Origin of the sequence: Lewinella cohaerens DSM 23179, assembly GCF_000379805.1 — a bacterium.
Classification (GTDB): Bacteria; Bacteroidota; Bacteroidia; order Chitinophagales; family Saprospiraceae; genus Lewinella; species Lewinella cohaerens.
In genome coordinates this window covers 54,504-73,360 of record NZ_KB903555.1, presented here as the reverse complement: position 1 = coordinate 73,360, position 18,857 = coordinate 54,504, and the positions used below count along the sequence as shown (strand labels likewise).

At 44.7% G+C, this 18,857-nt stretch carries 15 protein-coding genes; 9 read left to right on the top strand and 6 right to left on the bottom strand.

Going from position 1 to position 18,857, the window contains the following annotated elements; all coding sequences use genetic code 11:
- The first annotated feature begins 252 nt into the window (after window positions 1-252).
- The 7 genes from A3EU_RS0119530 (at window position 253) to A3EU_RS0119500 (ending at window position 7,675) form a co-directional block, all read left to right on the top strand.
- Window positions 253-1,119, top strand: a complete 867-nt coding sequence (locus tag A3EU_RS0119530; protein WP_020537887.1) for a DUF58 domain-containing protein — start codon at window positions 253-255, stop codon at window positions 1,117-1,119.
- Window positions 1,119-2,090: a hypothetical protein gene (locus A3EU_RS0119525; protein ID WP_020537886.1), complete on the top strand. Its 972-nt coding sequence runs from the start codon at window positions 1,119-1,121 to the stop codon at window positions 2,088-2,090. The genes A3EU_RS0119530 and A3EU_RS0119525 overlap by 1 nt, the downstream gene beginning before the upstream one ends.
- Window positions 2,087-3,094: a vWA domain-containing protein gene (locus A3EU_RS0119520; RefSeq protein ID WP_245569378.1), complete on the top strand. Its 1,008-nt coding sequence runs from the start codon at window positions 2,087-2,089 to the stop codon at window positions 3,092-3,094. The genes A3EU_RS0119525 and A3EU_RS0119520 overlap by 4 nt, the downstream gene beginning before the upstream one ends.
- 300 nt (window positions 3,095-3,394) lie before the next feature.
- A complete protein-coding gene (locus A3EU_RS0119515) occupies window positions 3,395-4,429 on the top strand; it encodes a VWA domain-containing protein (protein WP_020537884.1) in 1,035 nt (344 codons plus the stop codon).
- A gap of 2 nt (window positions 4,430-4,431) precedes the next feature.
- Entirely contained in the window at window positions 4,432-5,187 is a 756-nt protein-coding gene (locus tag A3EU_RS0119510; protein ID WP_020537883.1) for a tetratricopeptide repeat protein, read from the top strand.
- A gap of 44 nt (window positions 5,188-5,231) precedes the next feature.
- Complete coding sequence (locus A3EU_RS0119505; RefSeq protein WP_020537882.1) at window positions 5,232-5,849, top strand: BatD family protein; 618 nt, start codon at window positions 5,232-5,234, stop codon at window positions 5,847-5,849.
- Window positions 5,850-5,878: 29 nt separating this feature from the next.
- Entirely contained in the window at window positions 5,879-7,675 is a 1,797-nt protein-coding gene (locus A3EU_RS0119500; protein WP_169433376.1) for a BatD family protein, read from the top strand.
- Window positions 7,676-7,724: 49 nt separating this feature from the next.
- Here the strand turns inward: A3EU_RS0119500 and A3EU_RS0119495 are convergent, their stop codons facing one another.
- From A3EU_RS0119495 to A3EU_RS0119475, 5 genes are all read right to left on the bottom strand, one after another.
- Complete coding sequence (locus tag A3EU_RS0119495; protein ID WP_156825834.1) at window positions 7,725-8,315, bottom strand: DNA-3-methyladenine glycosylase family protein; 591 nt, start codon at window positions 8,313-8,315, stop codon at window positions 7,725-7,727.
- 95 nt (window positions 8,316-8,410) lie between these two features.
- Window positions 8,411-9,280 carry a hypothetical protein gene (locus tag A3EU_RS0119490; RefSeq protein WP_020537879.1) on the bottom strand — a complete coding sequence of 290 codons (870 nt, stop codon included), beginning with the start codon at window positions 9,278-9,280 and terminating at the stop codon, window positions 8,411-8,413.
- A 117-nt stretch (window positions 9,281-9,397) separates the two neighbouring features.
- Window positions 9,398-10,078 (bottom strand): two-component regulator propeller domain-containing protein, encoded by a 681-nt coding sequence (locus tag A3EU_RS35565; protein ID WP_425412714.1) that lies wholly within the window; start codon window positions 10,076-10,078, stop codon window positions 9,398-9,400.
- A gap of 440 nt (window positions 10,079-10,518) precedes the next feature.
- Entirely contained in the window at window positions 10,519-10,737 is a 219-nt protein-coding gene (locus A3EU_RS0119480) for a DUF6500 family protein (RefSeq protein WP_020537877.1), read from the bottom strand.
- Window positions 10,738-11,273: 536 nt separating this feature from the next.
- Window positions 11,274-12,110, bottom strand: a complete 837-nt coding sequence (locus A3EU_RS0119475; RefSeq protein WP_020537876.1) for a sulfurtransferase — start codon at window positions 12,108-12,110, stop codon at window positions 11,274-11,276.
- 101 nt (window positions 12,111-12,211) lie between these two features.
- On the opposite strand from A3EU_RS0119475, the gene A3EU_RS0119470 reads away from it, so the two are divergent.
- Window positions 12,212-14,725 (top strand): M14 family zinc carboxypeptidase, encoded by a 2,514-nt coding sequence (locus A3EU_RS0119470; RefSeq protein ID WP_020537875.1) that lies wholly within the window; start codon window positions 12,212-12,214, stop codon window positions 14,723-14,725.
- Between the two features lie 331 nt (window positions 14,726-15,056).
- Here the strand turns inward: A3EU_RS0119470 and A3EU_RS0119465 are convergent, their stop codons facing one another.
- On the bottom strand, window positions 15,057-16,100 hold the full coding sequence (locus A3EU_RS0119465) for a fatty acid desaturase (protein ID WP_020537874.1): 1,044 nt from the start codon (window positions 16,098-16,100) through the stop codon (window positions 15,057-15,059).
- Window positions 16,101-16,438: 338 nt separating this feature from the next.
- Between A3EU_RS0119465 and A3EU_RS0119460 the strand changes: the two genes are divergently transcribed.
- Entirely contained in the window at window positions 16,439-18,856 is a 2,418-nt protein-coding gene (locus A3EU_RS0119460) for an ABC transporter permease (protein ID WP_020537873.1), read from the top strand.
- The last annotated feature ends 1 nt before the right edge of the window (window position 18,857 follow it).

The window sequence follows — 18,857 nt, the reverse complement described above, 5'->3', positions numbered from 1 at the left end:
TGACACTCTTTAAATGAACCGTTTAGCCAACTATTTTAAAAACAAAACGCCATTTATTTTCGTGCTGTTCCTAGTATTGCGCAGAAAACAAATGACGTTTTTTTGAGTTTTCCAAATAGTTGACACTCTTTAAATGAACCGTTTAGCCAACTATTTTAAAAACAAAACGCCATTTATTTTCGTGCTGTTCTTTAATAAAAATCGGAAGTATTTGGGCCGATACCTTAGTTGAATTTGTGAATTCAATCAGTCATGGAAACGAGTGAATTAATCAAGAAGGTTCGTAAAATAGAGATCAAGTGTAAAGGCTTGAGCAGACATCTATTTTCGGGAGAGTACCATAGTGCTTTCAAGGGCCGGGGTATGTCATTCAGTGAAGTGAGAGGCTACCAATATGGCGACGATGTTCGCAATATCGACTGGAATGTAACCGCCCGTACCGGCGAGCCTTACATCAAGGTCTTTGAAGAAGAACGGGAGCTAACAGTAATGCTCTTGATCGATATCAGTCGTTCTTCCTATTTTGGTACTACGCCACAAATGAAGAACGAGTACATCACTGAAATTTGTGCGGTACTTGCTTTTTCAGCGATCAATAACAATGATAAGGTTGGGGTGATTTTCTTTTCGGACCGGATAGAGAAATTTGTGCCGCCTAAAAAAGGTAAAAAGCATATCCTTCGCATCATCCGTGAGCTGTTAGACATTGAGCCGGAAGGCAAAGGCACGGATATTGGCATGGCCTTGCAGTACTACAACAATGTGATCAAAAAACGAAGTATTTGCTTTGTGCTTTCCGATTTTATGACGCAAAACTACGAATCGTCGTTGCGGATTGTCGCACGCCGCCACGATCTGGTGGGAGTACACCTCTATGACCCGCGCGAGAAAGAGCTCCCTAATGTGGGCCTCATCCGCGCGGAAGATGCCGAGACCGGGGCCCTACGCTGGTTAGATACCGCCGACAAGCAGGTACAACAAAACTACCGGAAATGGTTTGAAGACAACTTCAACTACTTCCGTAATCAATTTCTACGTAGCGGTGCCGATACCATCAGTATCGAAACAACAGATTCTTACATTACAGCCCTCCACCAATTTTTTCAAAGAAGATCATAATGAAACGCGGTATTCATCATCTCATCGGTATTTTCTGCGCAATGCTTATAGGGAGCAGTGCTTTCGGGCAGGTGAATGTCAGTATGAACCTCGACAGTGCCGCCATTTTTATTGGTGACCACTTGGGATTGACCGTCAACATAGCTGCCCCCACCAACGCCGCCATCAAAAACATCAACTACGGCAACTGGGCCGATGCCGGGAAAGTAGAACTACTCGATTTAGGCGACCTCAATACCATCGCTACCGAACCTGAGCAATTGCTCCAACAACGTCTGGTTTTTACTACGTTTGATTCCGGTTATCATCGCCTTCCTTCGCTTGAAGTAATTTATGAGCTCAATGGTATTCAAGATACCGCCCGTTCAAGTAACCTGGGACTTACCGTAGCTACTATTCCCGTCCAAGAGGAAGCCGACATCATGGCCAACAAGGACATTATTAAAGAACCTATCAATTTTGTTGATTTCATCCCTCTTGCCCTAGGGCTTCTTTTCATTGCAATAATTATTGGTGTTATCTGGCGAGCAAGTGCCGTACGCAAGCGCAAAGCAATGCCTCCGGCTCCGCCACCGCCGCCCATTCCGGCACACATCATTGCGCTGGAAAAACTAGATCAATTGGAAGCTGCCGCTATATGGAAAACCGGAGATATCAAGGGGTTCCAATCTGATTTGACGTATACGCTCCGTGAGTATCTGGAAAACAGGTACGATATGCAAGCCCTGGAAGCGACCAGTCCGGAAATCGTCAAAGACCTACAACGCCTGAAGCTTGATGAGGAAGGAAAACTCCGTGCTGTTTTGAATACTGCTGATATGGTGAAATTTGCCAAAGCTATTCCTGCCGAGACCGTTCATCTCCAATCCTTAACACAGGTCCGTGACTTTGTGACAGCCACGAAATACACTCCGCCTGTTCCGGTTTCCGGCAACGAACAACTTGCAGACGTAAACGCAGAAGAGGAATGATGAACGCCTTGCAAAATATGACCTTTGCTCATCCCTGGGCATTTTTATTGCTGTTATTGATACCAGCAGTGGTTTGGTGGTTCAAACGCCAGCGCCACCAACGGCACCCTCATTTGCGGATGCCAACCCTGGCTGCTGTCGAGCACATTACCTCCTGGCGTGCTCGCTTGCGGGCATTACTCCCTTGGCTGCGAGGCCTTGCGCTAGTAGCAATGGTGGTAGCACTGGCTCGTCCGCAACTTACGCTACAAGAAGAATCAATTACAGCTGAGGGAATCGACATTGTCTTGGCGATAGACTTGTCCAGCAGTATGTTGGCACAGGACTTTAAACCCAATCGCCTGGAGGCTAGTAAGCAAGTAGCGATAGATTTTGTGGAGAAACGACCCCATGACCGTATCAGCATTGTAGCTTTTGCTGGCGAAGCGTTTACGCAGTGTCCACTGACCACGGATCATGAGATTGTTCGCACTTTCATAGGTGCGCTTGCTTGTGGAGCACTCGAAGATGGTACCGCCATCGGGCAAGGGCTTGCCACGGCGGTCAATCGAGTAAAAGAAAGTGAAACTGCGAGTAAAATTATCATTCTCCTCACAGACGGGGTCAACAATGCTGGCTACCTGCCACCAGACATGGCCGCCGATATTGCCAAAGAATTTGGGATCAGAGTCTATACTATTGGTGTAGGATCAGAAGGTGAGGCCATCACGCCGGTGAGCAAAGATCGCTTTGGCCGCTACCGTTATGACATTGCCAGGGTAGAGATTGACGAGGCTTTATTACAACAAATTGCCACTAAAACCGATGGTCGTTACTTTCGGGCAACCAACCTGGAGGAGCTTCAGGGAATCTATGATTTGATCGATCAATTGGAAAAAACAGAGATAGAGACAACGGTAATCAAGCGTTACCAGGAAAAATTTCGGTGGTTTGCCATGTTTGCCGCCTTCTGTCTTTTATTGGAAATGATCTTGCGGTACACGGTGTTGCGAGCTATTCCTTAGTTTAAATTTGCCTAGGCAAAATTTGTAGAGGGATGCGGGGCGATGACTATGAAATAGTAGTGAACCTGTCTACTCGCGAAGCCAGGTAGAACTAAATAGCCCCTTGAGGTAAAGAGTAAAGGGATATTGATAGCCCTAACGGAAACCAATTCTTAATTCCTAATATCGATCTATTAGACTGATATTCGAAGTTAATAAACATTGGTATTTCAATCTCTATACCCTCTACCTTAAGGGCGCGAAGCGGCATGTATCCATATACAGACTTGGGCTAAAAACAGCCTAGAAACAGTATATAAAATGTTTAAATTCGAACATAGTTATTATTTGTGGGCCTTAAGTTTACTGCCTGTTCTGGTCGGTTTCTTCTTCCTTGCATGGCATTTGCGCAAGCAAGCCCTTGAACGCTTTGGTGGTCGGGAAGTGGTCAGTCGACTAGCCCCAGGCCTCAGTCGTTATAAACATTTGGTAAAATTTGGCTTACTGGTTATTGCCTTTTTCTTTCTGATTATAGGCTTGGCTAATCCTCAATGGGGAAGTAAACGGCAGCCGGTGCAACGCAAAGGGATTGATTTATTCATTGCCCTGGACATTTCCCAAAGTATGCTCACCGAAGACGTATCCCCCAGTCGCATCGAACGCGCCAAACGTTTTGGTCAGCAATTGGTAGATAAATTGGCGAGTAATAATATTGGTGTTATTCTTTTTGCCTGCAACGCGTTTCCGGTAGCCCCCCTCACCAGTGATTACTATTTTGCAAAACTGGCCTTGACAACGGCCTCCCCCGATCAGGCAGGAGGGCAAGGTACTGCGATCAGCTCTGCTATAGATTTGGCGGAGCGGTCTTTTGATCCCGAGAATGAACGCCATAAAGCGGTCATCATCATTACTGACGGTGAGGACCACGACGGGCGCGGAGCTGATAGAGCCCAAGCTGTATACGAAACAGGCACCTTGGTTTATACCGTTGGTGTAGGTAGTACAGAAGGTGGTTTTATCCCTGTAAATATCCGCGGAAGAGAAGATTACTTACGTGATGATACCGGCAACCCCGTTCGTTCCCGGCTTGATCCGGCTACTTTGGAAGAAGTAGCCAGAGCCGGTGGTGGAGCTTACTTCAACTTGGAAAAAAATGCCGAAGGACTGGCTGAAATCTTACAGGAACGTATTGATACCATCGAAAAACGTGAATACGAACAAAGGGTATTTACCGATTACGAAAGTTATTTTCAAATATTCATTGGCATTGCTTTCGTTTTTCTATTGATCGAGTTTCTACTGTCATATAAAACCAGTAGCCTGAGAAAATCAAACCGCTTGAAAAAAACAGCTTAGTTATGAAATTAAGATTGTTGCTCGTTTTTATGGTTACCCTTGGCGTTTTGAGCCTACAAGCTCAGGATGGTCACCGCAAACTGCGAGAGGGTGATCGTGCCTATGAAGAAGGTACCTACGACAAAGCTGCCGAAAGTTACCGTGCGGCCATTTCCGAAAAAAACAGTGCCCAAGGCAATTACAATCTTGGCAATGCTGCTTACCAGCAAGGCGACTACGAGGAAGCTGCACGTCGTTTTGAAGAAGCTGCACGCCTTGCCGGTGTTTCTAGTCAGCAGGCCCATGCCTACCACAACTTAGGCAATACCTACTACCAGCAGGGCGAATTCGACAAAGCTGCCGAAGCCTACAAAAACGCCCTCCGCCGCCAACCCAACGATCTCGAAACGAAGTTTAATCTTGCTAAAGCCATGCAGCAGCAGCAATTGCAACAGCAACAGCAACAACAGCAGCAAGAATCTGAACCCAGCGACGAAAACGAGGAACAAGAAGAGCAGCAGGATCAACAGCAACAAGAGGGGGAGGATCAGCAGCAGCAGCAACAACAAAATCAAGACCAGCAACAGCAACAAAGCCAAGAAAACCAGGACCAGCAAGAAAATCAAGAGCAACAATCTTCAGAACCACAGGAAGCTAAACCCATGACCAGGGAAGAAGCAGAACGTCAGCTCCAGTTTGCGGAAGAAGATGAAAAAAAAACCATGGAAAAAATGCAACGTGTACAGGGTCGCTCCTGTAACTCTGACAAGAAATGGTAAACTCTTAATACACTGCAATCGTTTTATTCAAAAATCAAGAACTTATGCGCAACTACCTTTTGCTACCATTGCTATTTGCCTTGGGTTCCGTTTTTACCCAGGAAGCCACTTTTACGGTCAATGTGAACAATGATTCCATTTTACTAGGCAATAGATTTTCAGTGACCTTTTCCTTAAAGAATGGGCAAGGAGAGGATTTCTTTTTCCCAGAATTTACCGGTTTTATCAAAGTAGGTGGGCCCAATATGAGTTCGCAAATGAATATCATGAATGGGGCGGTTAGCCAAAGTGTACAATACACCTATTTTCTAGAAGCCCACGAGGTAGGTGATTATTACATCGAGCCAGCCAGCGTAAAAGTTGGAGATCATTATTTGGAAACGCCTCCTTTTTTAGTGCGTGTTTTCCCAAACCCCGAAGGGATTATACAATCTCCATCGACACCTTCTGGTCGTAATTCTCCTTTTGGTGAAGGTTTTTTTAACCAAGATTTTTTCGGACAAGACTTAGAAAGCCCTGGTGGTGGTATCTTTGACCAAGATTTGCTGGGAGACGATTTCTTTCAACGGTTTTTCCAACAATCGCCCTTTGGGCAGATGGTGCCACCGGTAGATAGCCTGCAACAGGCGCAACCCAAAAAACGTAAAACGACGCGGATTTAATGGAGAACCCTTTGGTAAAAAAATATAGCATGTTAGACTCGGGGTCAAAATGGATGTCCAGCTTCCAATTTCCGGTTTCCGGCTTTACTAAGCATACCTTCCGCTTATTAGGATTGCTACTGCTATTGGTAAACAGCAACGTTGCAAATGCTCAAACCGACGAGGTCACATTTACTGCTTACGCCGATGCCAAGGAGGTTTTACTCAATAGCTATTTTGAACTGACTTATACCCTCAAAAACGGGGAGGGCCTAAATTTTACGCCCCCTAGTTTTCGTGACTTCACTGTTCTTTCCGGCCCCAACCAAGGGTTCAAAACCACCATTGTCAATGGGCGGATGTCCCAAGAAAACACTATCAGTTATCGTTTACAACCTAAAAAAACAGGAAGGTTAACCATTGCTCCTGCAAAGATTACCGTCAACAATGCCACCCTTGAATCCCCCGCTATCCAGGTAACGGTGGTAAAAGGACAAGCCAATGCAGCCGATGGCTCGGCAGAAGTATTTCTTACCGCCCGACTTGAACAGGAGGAAGCCTTTTTAGGCCAGCAACTTGTGTTGGATTACATACTTTCCGCTCGTGTTGACCCTCAGGGATTAAGTGCCGTTAGTGAATCTGATTATGAAGGCTTTTTTGCCCGCGAAATCCATCAATACGATACAAGAGGGATGCGGGAACTGGTCAACGGTGTACAATACAACTCGCGCATCCTCAAGCGGATCGTGCTCTACCCTCAGCAAACAGGCACCCTCACCATTGATCCACTATCCATCATTGTAGGCATCCCTATTCCTGGACAACGAAGCCAGGGTTTCTTTTCCAGACCGGAGTTACGGCGCGTATCTATTTCCTCAGAGCCTATCACCTTACAGGTAAAACCATTGCCTAGCCCACGCCCGGAAAACTTCAGTGATATCACCGGAAACTTTGAACTCAGAGCCGGACTAACCCGCGCGACAATAACGACCGACGATGCCGTGAGTCTCCAACTCATCGTAGAAGGTACTGGTGACCTGAAAAGAATTCAAGCACCTGATTTGAACCTGCCCACCGAGTTTGAGGTGTATGATCCCAAAGTGCTCGAAGAGGAATACATTGATTTGCCTAGTCGTATCAAAGGGCGTAAAATTTTCGAATACTTGTTGGTTCCTAAAACGCCCGGCAATTATACGTTCCAACCCAAAGTGGTGGTCTTTAATCCAGATAGCCTGGCTTATCAAACACTCACGGTAGCTCCAATGAACCTAAAGGTGAAACCCGGTAGCGGAGAAAAGAAATCAGGTCTCGTAGCGGAGGCAGAACAAAACCAAGGGCTTTACCCAGCCAAAGCAGGCGCTCAACTTTCTCCAAAAGAAACTACCTTTTTTGGTACTTCCTTGTTTTGGATACTCTTTCTCTTGCCCATCCTCGCCAGTGGTGGACTGCTCGTTTACCAACGTATCCAGGCAGCTAAGCCAACGATCGACCCTGCTTTACGCAAGCAGCAACTTGCCCGAGAACAAGCACTCAAAAGATTGGAAGTCGCCGAACAGCATCGCCTCAAAGAAGATGCCCGCGCTTTCTACACCGAAGTCGAACGATCACTCCTGGGCTACGTGGGTGACAAGCTCCAAATTCCGCGTGCAGACATGACCAAAGCCAATGTGCAAGCGAAACTGGAAGAACTCGGCGCCAACTCCGACCAACAGCGTTCCTTCCAAGAGCTGATCAATAATTGTGAAATGGCACTCTACGCTGGTAAAGACAATGCTAGTGCTATGGAGGAAACCTATGGACAAGCAGTGAGCTTGCTATCGGAAATGGAGGAGGTTTTGGGTAGGTAGGCATTCCCTCAGTAGCCAAACCATGTTTCTTTCAATGAGCTGCTTCATGCTACTGCTTTTTATGAAATTCCTTCCAAGCAAATAAGTATTTCACAGCCCAGGCTTGGTAAGGGGCCCAATGTTCTCCAACTGCTCGCATTGCCTTTTTACCCTGCACTTTATAGAGGCTGTTCATTAATTGCTTCAGGTGGTAATCATCAAGCGGTAGGATGTTGTCTCTTTCCAGAGTATAAATCAGTATCATATCTGCCGTCCAGTTGCTGATTCCCTTCTTTTTTACTAAAATCGCCCTCACTTCTTCATCCGAAAGTTGCTCCCAGTGGGGCGCATTATGCTCAAAAAAATCTACTACCTGCTCTAGAGTTTCACACTTCTGCGAAGAAAGCTTTTTATCCCGTAAACCCAATTCTTCAAATTGTTCAAAATTAGCTGGTGTTAACAAGGTCAAATCCGCAGCTAGCAACATTTTTTTTAATGTCTTTTTGGTACTCCGGTAATGAATTTGCTGTTCCAGAATACAACTCATCAAATCATGAAATACATTTTTAGTACTTATGATTTCGGGTGCAGGAATCGTTTCAATTACCTGCTTTAACAACTTGTCTTTACCTGACAGGTAGTGGGGGATGTCTTTATTCACGCGTTGAGCTATTTCTTCAAAATACACGCAATTAACAGTGTATCAAAAGCTTTGTTTACATCCGCTTCTAACAATCGCCCAAAGCCAGAATGAAATTATTCAGAATAATAATAAATATCTTCTCTGTACAAATTTTCCGGCACAAGGGACTTTGTGTAAAATGCTTTTCTAAGAATGTCTTCGGAATCATTCAAATAAGTAATACGTTTAATTTGTATTCGCGCAGGATCTTTTTCTGAAAAAGTAAAATTAGTTTTTGTTTCTATTCTTTCCTGTTCGGAATACTGATAAGTAGCGGTGTAAAAAAGTACATATTCTTCTAACCGTAAATCAAAATTGTAACGGCTCACGCCAGCAATTTTCCCGGCATTAGTATAGGTTTGAATTAACTGATATTTAGGTATAAGCCCATCTTTGCTTATCAAAAAAGCCTTTTTATCAATTAACTGGTTTTGATCATCGTACTTGTATTCATAATGATACTCACTAGCGGTTACTAGCTCGTTATTTGATAGACGTTTCTTAATTTCCCGAGTCATACGGTGGGTGTGGTCAAGGTCTTCGTAGCTCACTATCCTTTTCAAAATATAGGATGATTCCCCTTCCAATGATTTGGAATACCACCGTTTTTCGATACATATCTGATCCTCATTAAACAGCGAGGCGACAGAGTCAATTTTACTCGACTGATAATCTGCTGTTCTAAGAAATTCGTGCTTGCGTGAGGTACCCTGGTATTTGATCCATTGATCATTGACATGAACAAAACCCGGATGGTTACGATAAAGAATATAGTAGCTCGAATGTTGCTCATTGGTAGTTACATCAAACTCCCAGAAAGATTTTGCCGACAGTTGGCGATCACCTAATTCGTTTATGCTAAATGTAAACAGGGAGTCTAAATGCTGGGCAGTAGCCCTGAAATTGATCGTTAATAATAGAAAGAGCGTTAGTCGTAGAAACATCTTTTTTCTGTTTTATACTATTGAAGTTGTCGTTTTATTAGAGTTTTCAATGCTACGATCTTCAATTTATTGAGAGATAAAATTTCATTTTTCTTATAATACCGTACAACGACAGCATTATTTAGTAATAACCTCAAAGTGAAACCTTTCAAAAGCCTCCCCATTGAATTTATAAGTACCATCGTTAGGTACACTAGCCCACAAATCACCATTATTGTCTTTGTAAATAGAGATAAGTGACTCATTGCTCCTTCTATTCCCAATGGAAAAAGGAGTGAGCTGCTCTCCATTATTTTGCCAAAGGCCATCACTATCCAGCCATAAGTTGCCATCGTTATCTTCTACGATTGACATAAAATAAGGGTACTCTATTTCCTTATTTTTATCAGAATAACCCACCCCGTTTTCTCTTTTGTAGTCGATATAATCAGTACCGTTTCTTTCTGTACTAGTTGGTAATATTTCATACCGATAGCGACTATTGGAGAACCAGAAATAACCATCCTTGTCTTCCACAATCGAGCGAATACCGAAATCACCACCACTTGGCGTTTTGGTCAATTGCTCTTCATAAAGCCAGCTTACAGATGTGCCATCATAGCGACATACGCCAAGCGATACGGTACCAAACCAGACGTTGCCTTTACTGTCTTTATACCAAGAGTAAATATCATAAGGGTTGTAAGATGAATTAGGGTATTCTGCGTAAAATGTATCAGCGAGATCCGACTTAGGAAATTCTAGATAGTATAATGAATCGCCATCATAACGATAAGGCCCACCTTTGCCCCAGCCCATTCTGAACCAAAGATCATCCGGTTCTAGTTTCCATTCTTTATTGGTAGAAGGGGTATTTACTACTTCTAAAGTTGATATTTTTTGTCCATCATATTTGCTGATACACTCCGGGGNATCAAAGAAAATATTACCAAGCTTATCTTCCTGTATCCCTAAAATGAAATAGCTACAGAGTCCATCTTTCTTTGTAAAATGAGTAATGGCTTTACCATCATGCCGGTACACTCCGCCCTCTTTGCTTCCAAACCAATAGTTATCCTGTCGGTCCTGGTAAATAAGAACTGCGCTGCTATCCATTTCGGATACCACTTTACCTGTGACGGAAACGGTATTCTCCTTTTCAGGGCTAGGGGTTTCGTTTCCTGGAACACTTTGCCCTTTGCAAGAAGAAAATATTATCATGACGCAGTAAAACAAAATGCCTGTAATATTCAATTTCATCATAAGTTGTTTTTTGCCATCTCTCTAATTTTCACGGCTTTCTCAAAATGGTCTAATTTATGCGTCATAATCCACCACTCGGCAGCTTCCATTAATAGTGTTGGGTTATCATTTTTATTAGCAAAAAAAGCATAAAAGGAAAGCCCTACGTTTTCTCCTTTTTTCTCAATTTTTTCATTGCAAACGTTGATTATTTTTTGCCTTAGTGTTTCGTTCATTGTTTTTCAATAGTTATGATGATACCCCTTAAGGATCGGCGAATACCCCCCATTTCAGGCTAGCGATTTTGGTGCAGAGCACCATCCTATCTATAGCAAATAATATTGTCTCATAAAAAAGGTGCAGCGCACCGTGCTATATCTCCCAACCTTTAATAAAACCATTGAAGGTAGACAATCCTGCTAAATAGAGTACGGTGCGCTGCACCTCGCCATAAAACCTAAAAGATTGCTATAGATACAAACGGTATACTGTACCTTTCATGCTTAGGGCTGTATCAAATGGGGACGTTATTCTTCGCCGGACCAGAAGCTGATAAGATGAATAACCAATATATAGTCCTCCAACCCAGGATTTGTGATTTTTGACCGGCTCTTTTTCCATCTCACCGCGTTCCAAAGCCTCGCCAACGCGCTGCGTTGCCTACGTTTCGCTTCGCGGCTTCTTCGAGGTTGCGCCTTGTGAGCTGAAAAAATATCTTCCTCAAATTTTCACAAATCCTGCATTGGAAGACTATACGATAGTCTCTCACGCATCAAAGTACACTTATTTCTCTCCCTTCGTCCGTAATCCAGTCGCTCCAGGAACCCGGATAAAGTCGTGCATTGCCCAACCCGGCGTGTGCATAAGCGAGGATATTATGACAAGCCGTAACGCCAGATCCACAATAGAAGGTAGTCTGTTCTGCTCCTGGTAACGCTGCAAAACGAGTACGTAATTCTTCCGGAGACTTGAGCAAACCTTCGCTCGTCCAATTATCAGCAAAGGGCATATTGATGGCACCGGGTACATGGCCCGCTACAGGGTCGATAGGTTCTACTTCTCCGCGGTAACGTTCTGGTGTGCGAGAATCTATGACCACGGCACCAGGTGTCACTCTCAGCTGATCCACGGCTATTGCATCATTGGTCCAATTTTCTTGTGCTTCCGCGACAAAGTTCACTGGGGCCATTTTTTTGACTTCTGTGTTTTGGGGCAACCCCGCTTTTTCCCAACTGGCCAAGCCACCATCTAGTACCGCCACGGCATCGTGCCCCAGGAAACGAAGCATCCACCATAGGCGAGCAGCAATGGCTCCGCGTTTATCATCATAAACAACTACCTGCGTAGTTGGACTAATACCCCAACGGCCAAACAACTGCTTCATCACAGTAACGCAAGGTAAAGGATGCCGCCCCGTAGTACCGGGAATGATAGGACCGCTCAGGTCTTCGTCCAAATGAGCGAAACGTGCGCCGGGAATATGAGCCTCCAGGAAGGCTCGCCGCCCACTTTCCGTATCGGCCAACTCATGACGACAATCAATGACCAGCCAATTGGGATTCGCCAATTCTGATGCTAATTCTACTGCGGAGATGATGGTATTGAACACAGGATGTCTATTTTAGCTCTTTATTTACTAATAATCTCCTAATATTGTGAAATTTTCCTTTAGGGAATGAGTATTCACATCATTTTTTATTTCACTACTGTATGATGATATCACAACGCTATACCGTCGGGCTGTTAATCGCCTTCTTGCCTTTATTATTAATGGGCCAAGTGCAAAGCCCTGATAGCTTCCTCCCACATCGTCTGGGAGAGACCTTTACTCCCCACCATATTTTGGTGGATTATTTCGAGCATGTAGCCGCTAACAACAAGGCTGTACAACTCGAAGAATATGGCCGTACCAACGAACAAAGACCACTACTCCTCGCTGTCGTTTCTACACAGGAGAACATGGATCAAATTGAGGCTATCCGCCTTAACCACCTTCGCCGGGCAGGCATCGAAGGAGGTACACCCGACCCCGCACTTGACCGGGCCATCGTATGGCTTAGCTATAGCGTACACGGCAATGAAGCCGCTGGTGCAGAATCCAGCATGGGGGTCATCTACGACCTTGTTGATCCTAATAACAAAGAAGCTCAGGAGTGGCTCAAGAATACCATCGTCATTATCGACCCTTCTGTTAACCCGGATGGTTATTCTCGTTACTCAAGCTGGTTCCGAGGCGTAGCTACGACCGATCGTGACATCACCCCTGATGTACGCGAGCATCGCGAGCCCTGGCCCGGTGGTCGTACCAATCACTACATGTTTGACCTCAACCGTGACTGGGCTTGGCAAACGCAGGTAGAATCACAGCAGCGGATCGTAAAATACCACCAGTGGATGCCGCACATTCACGCCGATCTGCACGAGCAGTGGTTTGATAACCCTTACTATTTTGCACCAGCAGCACAGCCTTTCCACGCCTACATCACAAAATGGCAGAGTGATTTCCAGACAGAAATTGGGAAAAATCACGCCAAGTATTTTGACCAAAATGGTTGGCTCTACTTTACTCGCGAGGTATTTGACTTACTCTACCCTAGCTACGGCGATACTTATCCTACCTTCAATGGCGCAATAGGGATGACTTACGAGCAAGGTGGCCACAGCAAGGGCGGCTCTGCTATTCTACTTCCTAATAGTGATACGCTTACCCTTTATGACCGGGTAGCTCACCACCGGACGACCTCTTTGAGTACCATCGAGATTGCCAGTAAAAGCGCTGATCGTTTGGTGCAGAAGTTTACAGACTATTTCAAACGAGCAGCTGACAATCCTACTGGTTCTTACAAGACCTATATCATCAAAGGAGATAATTCGCAGCCAAGAATGGAGGCGCTTTTGACATTTTTGGATCGCAATGGTATCGAATATGGTACTGCAAGTACCAGCAAGGTCAATGCCTATAATTACCAAAATGGTAAACAAGAGAGCATCAGCATTGCTAGTAACGACCTTGTTATCAGCGCTTACCAACCTCGTTCGGTCTTGACCCAGGTTTTACTCGACCCAACTACGGAGGTTGTAGACTCTCTTACTTACGATATCACCGCCTGGAGCCTACCTTATGCGTATGGCCTTGAAGCTTTTGCCAGTACTACGCGCGTAACGGTAAAAGAAGGTTATGAAACAGCAGCTAACAAAAATGACCTGGCAAGTAATCCAAACCCTTATGCTTATTTGGTTCCTTGGGAATCTATGCAGGAGGCACACTTTCTTGCTCAATTATTCAAAGCAGAGGTGCAGGTAAGAGCAGCCAGCAAAGCCTTCCAACTCAATGGAGAAGAATACCAAGCCGGCACCCTGGTTATTACTCGGGCTGACAACCGTAAAAAGGAAAATTTTGACGCTGTCGTTCGCGAGATTGCCGGTGCGAATAAAATAAGGGTAAAAGCCGTCACAACTGGCTTCACCGACAATGGGCCTGATTTTGGTTCTGGGGCGATGATGCTACTAGCTGCTCCTCGGGTTGCAATGGTAGCTGGTGAAGGAACCTACTCTAACGAGGCCGGTCAAGTTTGGCACTTCTTTGAGCAGCGCCTTGATTACCCTATCCACATTTACTACCCTGATGATTTGGAATCTTGGACTGGCGAGGATATCGACGTTTTAATTTTACCAGAAGGTTATTACCGAATGAATGACGGTGCAGGTGAAAGCATTGCCAAGTGGGTCCGTAGTGGAGGAAAATTGATTGCCATCGGAGCAGCAGTTTCTTCTCTCGTTGATCAGTCTGGTTCTGGCCTCAGCTATAAAAGTGCGACCAGTGATAATGAACCCAGCGCCCCCCATCAGGACCACAGCTATGCCGGTGCCGAACGCCGCAGTATTGCTGATGCTATCCCCGGTGCAATTTTCAGTGTAAAAATGGATACCTCGCATCCACTGGCTTTCGGATTAGACGAGACTTACTTCTCTCTTAAAACCGGCACCTCTGCCTACGCCCCTATGGATAGCGGTTGGAATATTGGAACCATCGGAGATGATCCTATGATCAGTGGTTTTGTAGGCAGTAATGCCAAAGAGAAGATGAAGAATACCTTGGTATATGGCGTAAAACGCCATGGTGGCGGGCAACTCGTATACTTGGTGGACAATCCACTTTATCGCGGATTTTGGGAGAATGGTACTTTCCTATTCAGCAATGCGCTATTTATGGTGGGGAATTGATGCTGCTGGTCGAGAGACCAGCGGGATACAACAGGTTAGTTAGGAAACTAACCTGAGCGTCTACCAAAATGTGATGCCATAACCAATACAACTTTGCAAATAAAAAAGGGCTTCAGCCCGTTTGTCTTCCTTTTCAGGATATAGGCAAGCGGGCCGAAGCCTTTTTTTATCGTTTGCGTTGCGCACAGAGCAAACTGAACCCATCACCGCGAAGCAGCAGCGCTAGCTAAACCTCACTGTACTAGGTAAAAGTAGATCGTACTTGGTATCGTATCCATTTTAGGAATTCAAAATCCCTATACCCTATACTAAGTACCTAATACTGTAAGGTTTAAGCCTTAGCTGTCGGCTCGTAACGCTGATAGAATTCCTTGAAGGTAATCATCCGTTCCGTCTGCTCATCCCAGAGCTTGTGGAACATGAATTGTAGACTCTTAAAGAAGGTTACCGAAGTTACATACTGTTGTAAATCCGGATTCTCTTTCGCACAACGTACCAGATTATAACTAGGAATCCGGCTATTTAAGTGGTGAATGTGGTGGTAACCGATATTTCCCGTAAGGAAATGTAACCAGCCTGGTAAATTATAGAAGCTACTGCCTCGGATCGCACTCAGGAGATAATCCCAATTGTCTTTCCAATGCTTATAAGCCAACTCGTGCTGATGCTGTACAAAGAAAAACCAAACAGCAATAATCGCGAACAAGAAGACGATAGGCAGCTGAATCATCAAAAACGTTTTCCAACCAAACGCCCACATTCCAAGGCCGTAAGCCATAAACAGGAACAGATTGTTCAGTGCCAACCATTTCCGGTTGTTTTGCCAACCTTGGAGTTTCACTAACGTAAATCTGTTATTACGCAGTAAATAAACCATTGGCCCAACGACAAAAGTAATCAGTGGCATCCTGAAAATCCGGTAAGCCAAGCGTTGCTTTGGCGTAGCTTCTGCATATTCTTTGGCAGTCATCGTCTGAATATCGCCGATGTCGCGCACCTCTAGCTGCCCACTGTGACCATGGTGAAAATCATGTACCTGCGCCCAGTATTGGAATGGAATAAAGGTAAACAAACTCCCTATCCAGCCTACAATCCGGTTCCAACGTTGGTCTTTGAAAAAAGATCGGTGGCCACAATCATGCTGGATAATAAAGATTCGAACGGTAAAGAAGGCATTCAGCAAGGCTAAAGCCCAGGTAATACCGTACGACCACTCTAGGCTCTGGTACATCAAAGCCCAAATGGCGATGAATGGCCCGAAGGAAGTGATGATCTGAAGAATAGCCCGACTACTGTCTGATTGGGCATACTTCTTGAAGCGAACCGGCCAATCGGCTAAGGCTTGCTGGATCTGTTGATCGGTGTAAGTTGACATAAGAAAAAAAATTAGGCATTGAAAAACAAAACAGTTTGAAATACAGATAGTTGTAAGCTACGTAGAATCATTTAACCGCAGCTAAACGCCACGTAAATAGATGTTATACGTGAAGAAGGGGTGTTAGTCGCCGCAAAAATAACCTACTATGCACCAAAACACCAAGCCGACGGTCGTTATTTGTGTTGCTAAAGCCGAAAGGTGACACGGGATTAACAAAACAGGTGTACTTATAAAATAGGGGGGCTTCTGCTTTATACACATCTCTTTTACAACTAGGTACGTTTGATTTTCGCAAACCAAGCGTAATGTTTCTTCACACTTAGAGCCTTCCCATCATGTTTCGCAACTACCTAAAAATCGGCTTTCGTAGCCTTCGTAAGCAGCCTTTCCAGACCACCATTTTTATTTCAGGCTTGGCTTTGGGGCTTACTGCCTTTCTTTTTTTACAGCAATACACTGCTTTCGAAAAAAGCTACGACGATTTCCACTACGCTTCTGACCAGCTCTATCGAGTAACGACTGACCAGCTCGTAAGCGGGAAAATAGACACCCGCGACGCGATGTCTTTTGCAGGAACAGCGAGTATGTTTATAGAAGAGATTCCTGAAGTCATCAATGCTACGACGACTTACAAAACAGAACGGATGGTCTTTCGTAAGCGCAATCAGCCGATCGAAGAACTTAACGTCATTGCCGTAGACACTAATTTTCTTGACCTTTTCGCTTATGCTGTACTTGAAGGCAACAAAAAAACGATGCTCTCCTCTCCTTTCAGTATCGTCTTGACGAAGACTCAGGCTGCGAAATATTTTGGCGAGGAAAACCCTATAGGAAAAACGATTGAAGACCTCGATGAATTCAATAAGGCTTTTACCGTTACCGGAATTATTGAGGATATTCCTGAAAACACGCACTACCATTTTGATATTCTTGTATCACTGTCCAGCTACCAAGAAGACCTAGAGCAATACGGATGGGATGGTTACAATTATTACAGCTATGTATTGCTTGATGCAGGCGCAACGCTGGCCCAAGTAGAGAAGAAACTCCCCGCATTGGCAAAGAAATACATTGGTGAAGAAGACCAGTTATTTTTCAACCTCCAACCTGTAAAAGACATTCATCTTCATTCTGATTTCACTTTTGAACCTCAGGTTCATGGCAGCGCCAAGGCAGTAAACTTCCTGAGTATCATCTCTATTTTCATCCTGCTGATTGCGTGGATCAACTATATTAACCTATCCACAGCCAAAGCGGTAGAACGCGCCAAAGAAGTAGGTTTGCGCAAGGTTGTTGGTGCTCAACAAAAGCAACTTATCGGACAGTTCTTTTTCGAATCCTTGCTTATCAATTTATTCGGTGCTCTAGCTGCTCTTTTGCTCGCTTTTGCGCTCACGCCTTACTTCAATGAGCTCGTTGGTAGTACGGTTATTGGTAATGTCTTTTTTAATGCTTCTTTCTTAGGGCAATTGGCAATTTTCTTTGTTATCGGTACTGTTGCAACAGGGTTTTACCCCGCCATTGTGCTTTCTTCTTTTCAGCCTATCAATGCTTTGCGTGGTGCTTTCAGCCGTACCCCCAAAGGGGTATTCTTACGTAAACTACTGGTTGTGGTACAGTTTGCAGCTTCCCTTTTGCTTATCGCCAGTACGGTGATCATTTACAAGCAGGTAAATTTTCTTACGGCTACAAAAATGGGAATGGACACCACTCATGTCGTTGGATTTGAAAGGCCTGCCCGTGAGAATATGACCCGCGCAGCGTATATCAGCAAGATCAGAACATTTGAAAATGCGCTATTGGCTAGACCTGGAATAAAGCGTGTTGGTGGCATACAAAATATGCCTGGCGGAGAAAGTTTTGATATCAATTCTATGAGCGGCGCCGTAAGTATTCCTGGCAAAACAGATATTATCAAATCTACGGTATACCTCACCGGAGCAGATGACAATTATCTTGATGTATTGAATATAGCCACACTTGCCGGCCGGAATTTTGACCGAGAAATTGCTGCGGATTCCAACGCTGTCATGGTTAATACCGCCTTCCTGAAATTACTGAATATCCCTGACCCAAACCAGGCGGTTGGTGAGCTGTTGCAATTAAGAGAAGGGCCAAATGCCGCAAGGTTACCCATCGTAGGGGTTATTGATGATTTCAACCGTTCCTCTCTGAAACAACAGGTCGAGCCTACCATCTTTTACTACACCCAAACACCTCCTCGCAGTGTCGTAAAATTAAGTGGAGAACAAATGACTTCACAGCTGGACTTTATTCAGACCACCTACCGCGAGATGTTTCCCAACTCGCCTTTTGCCTATACCTTTTTAGATGAGCGCTTTGCGAAAATCTATGCTGCAGATAAGCGTTTTGGCGTAATTTTCCTCAATTTCTCTGTCATTGCCATTTTTGTGGCCTGCATGGGGTTGCTGGGCTTGTCTTCTTATCTGGCCCTTCAACGTACCAAAGAGGTTGGCATTAGGAAAGTACTCGGTGCTTCGGTGCAGAGCATTGTATTGTTATTCTTCCGAGATTTCCTCTGGTTGATTCTTATTGCCGTTTTGATTGGAATTCCGATTACTTACCTGGGTATGAGCGAATGGCTGGAAGGGTATGCACACAGAATTTCTTTTCCCTGGTGGGTGCTTTCCGGAGCGGTACTTACCCTTGTTAGCATTGCCTTTTTAACGGTGAGTTACCAAACTTGGCGTTTAGCTATTTTGAACCCAACATCAACCTTACGGCAAAATTAGA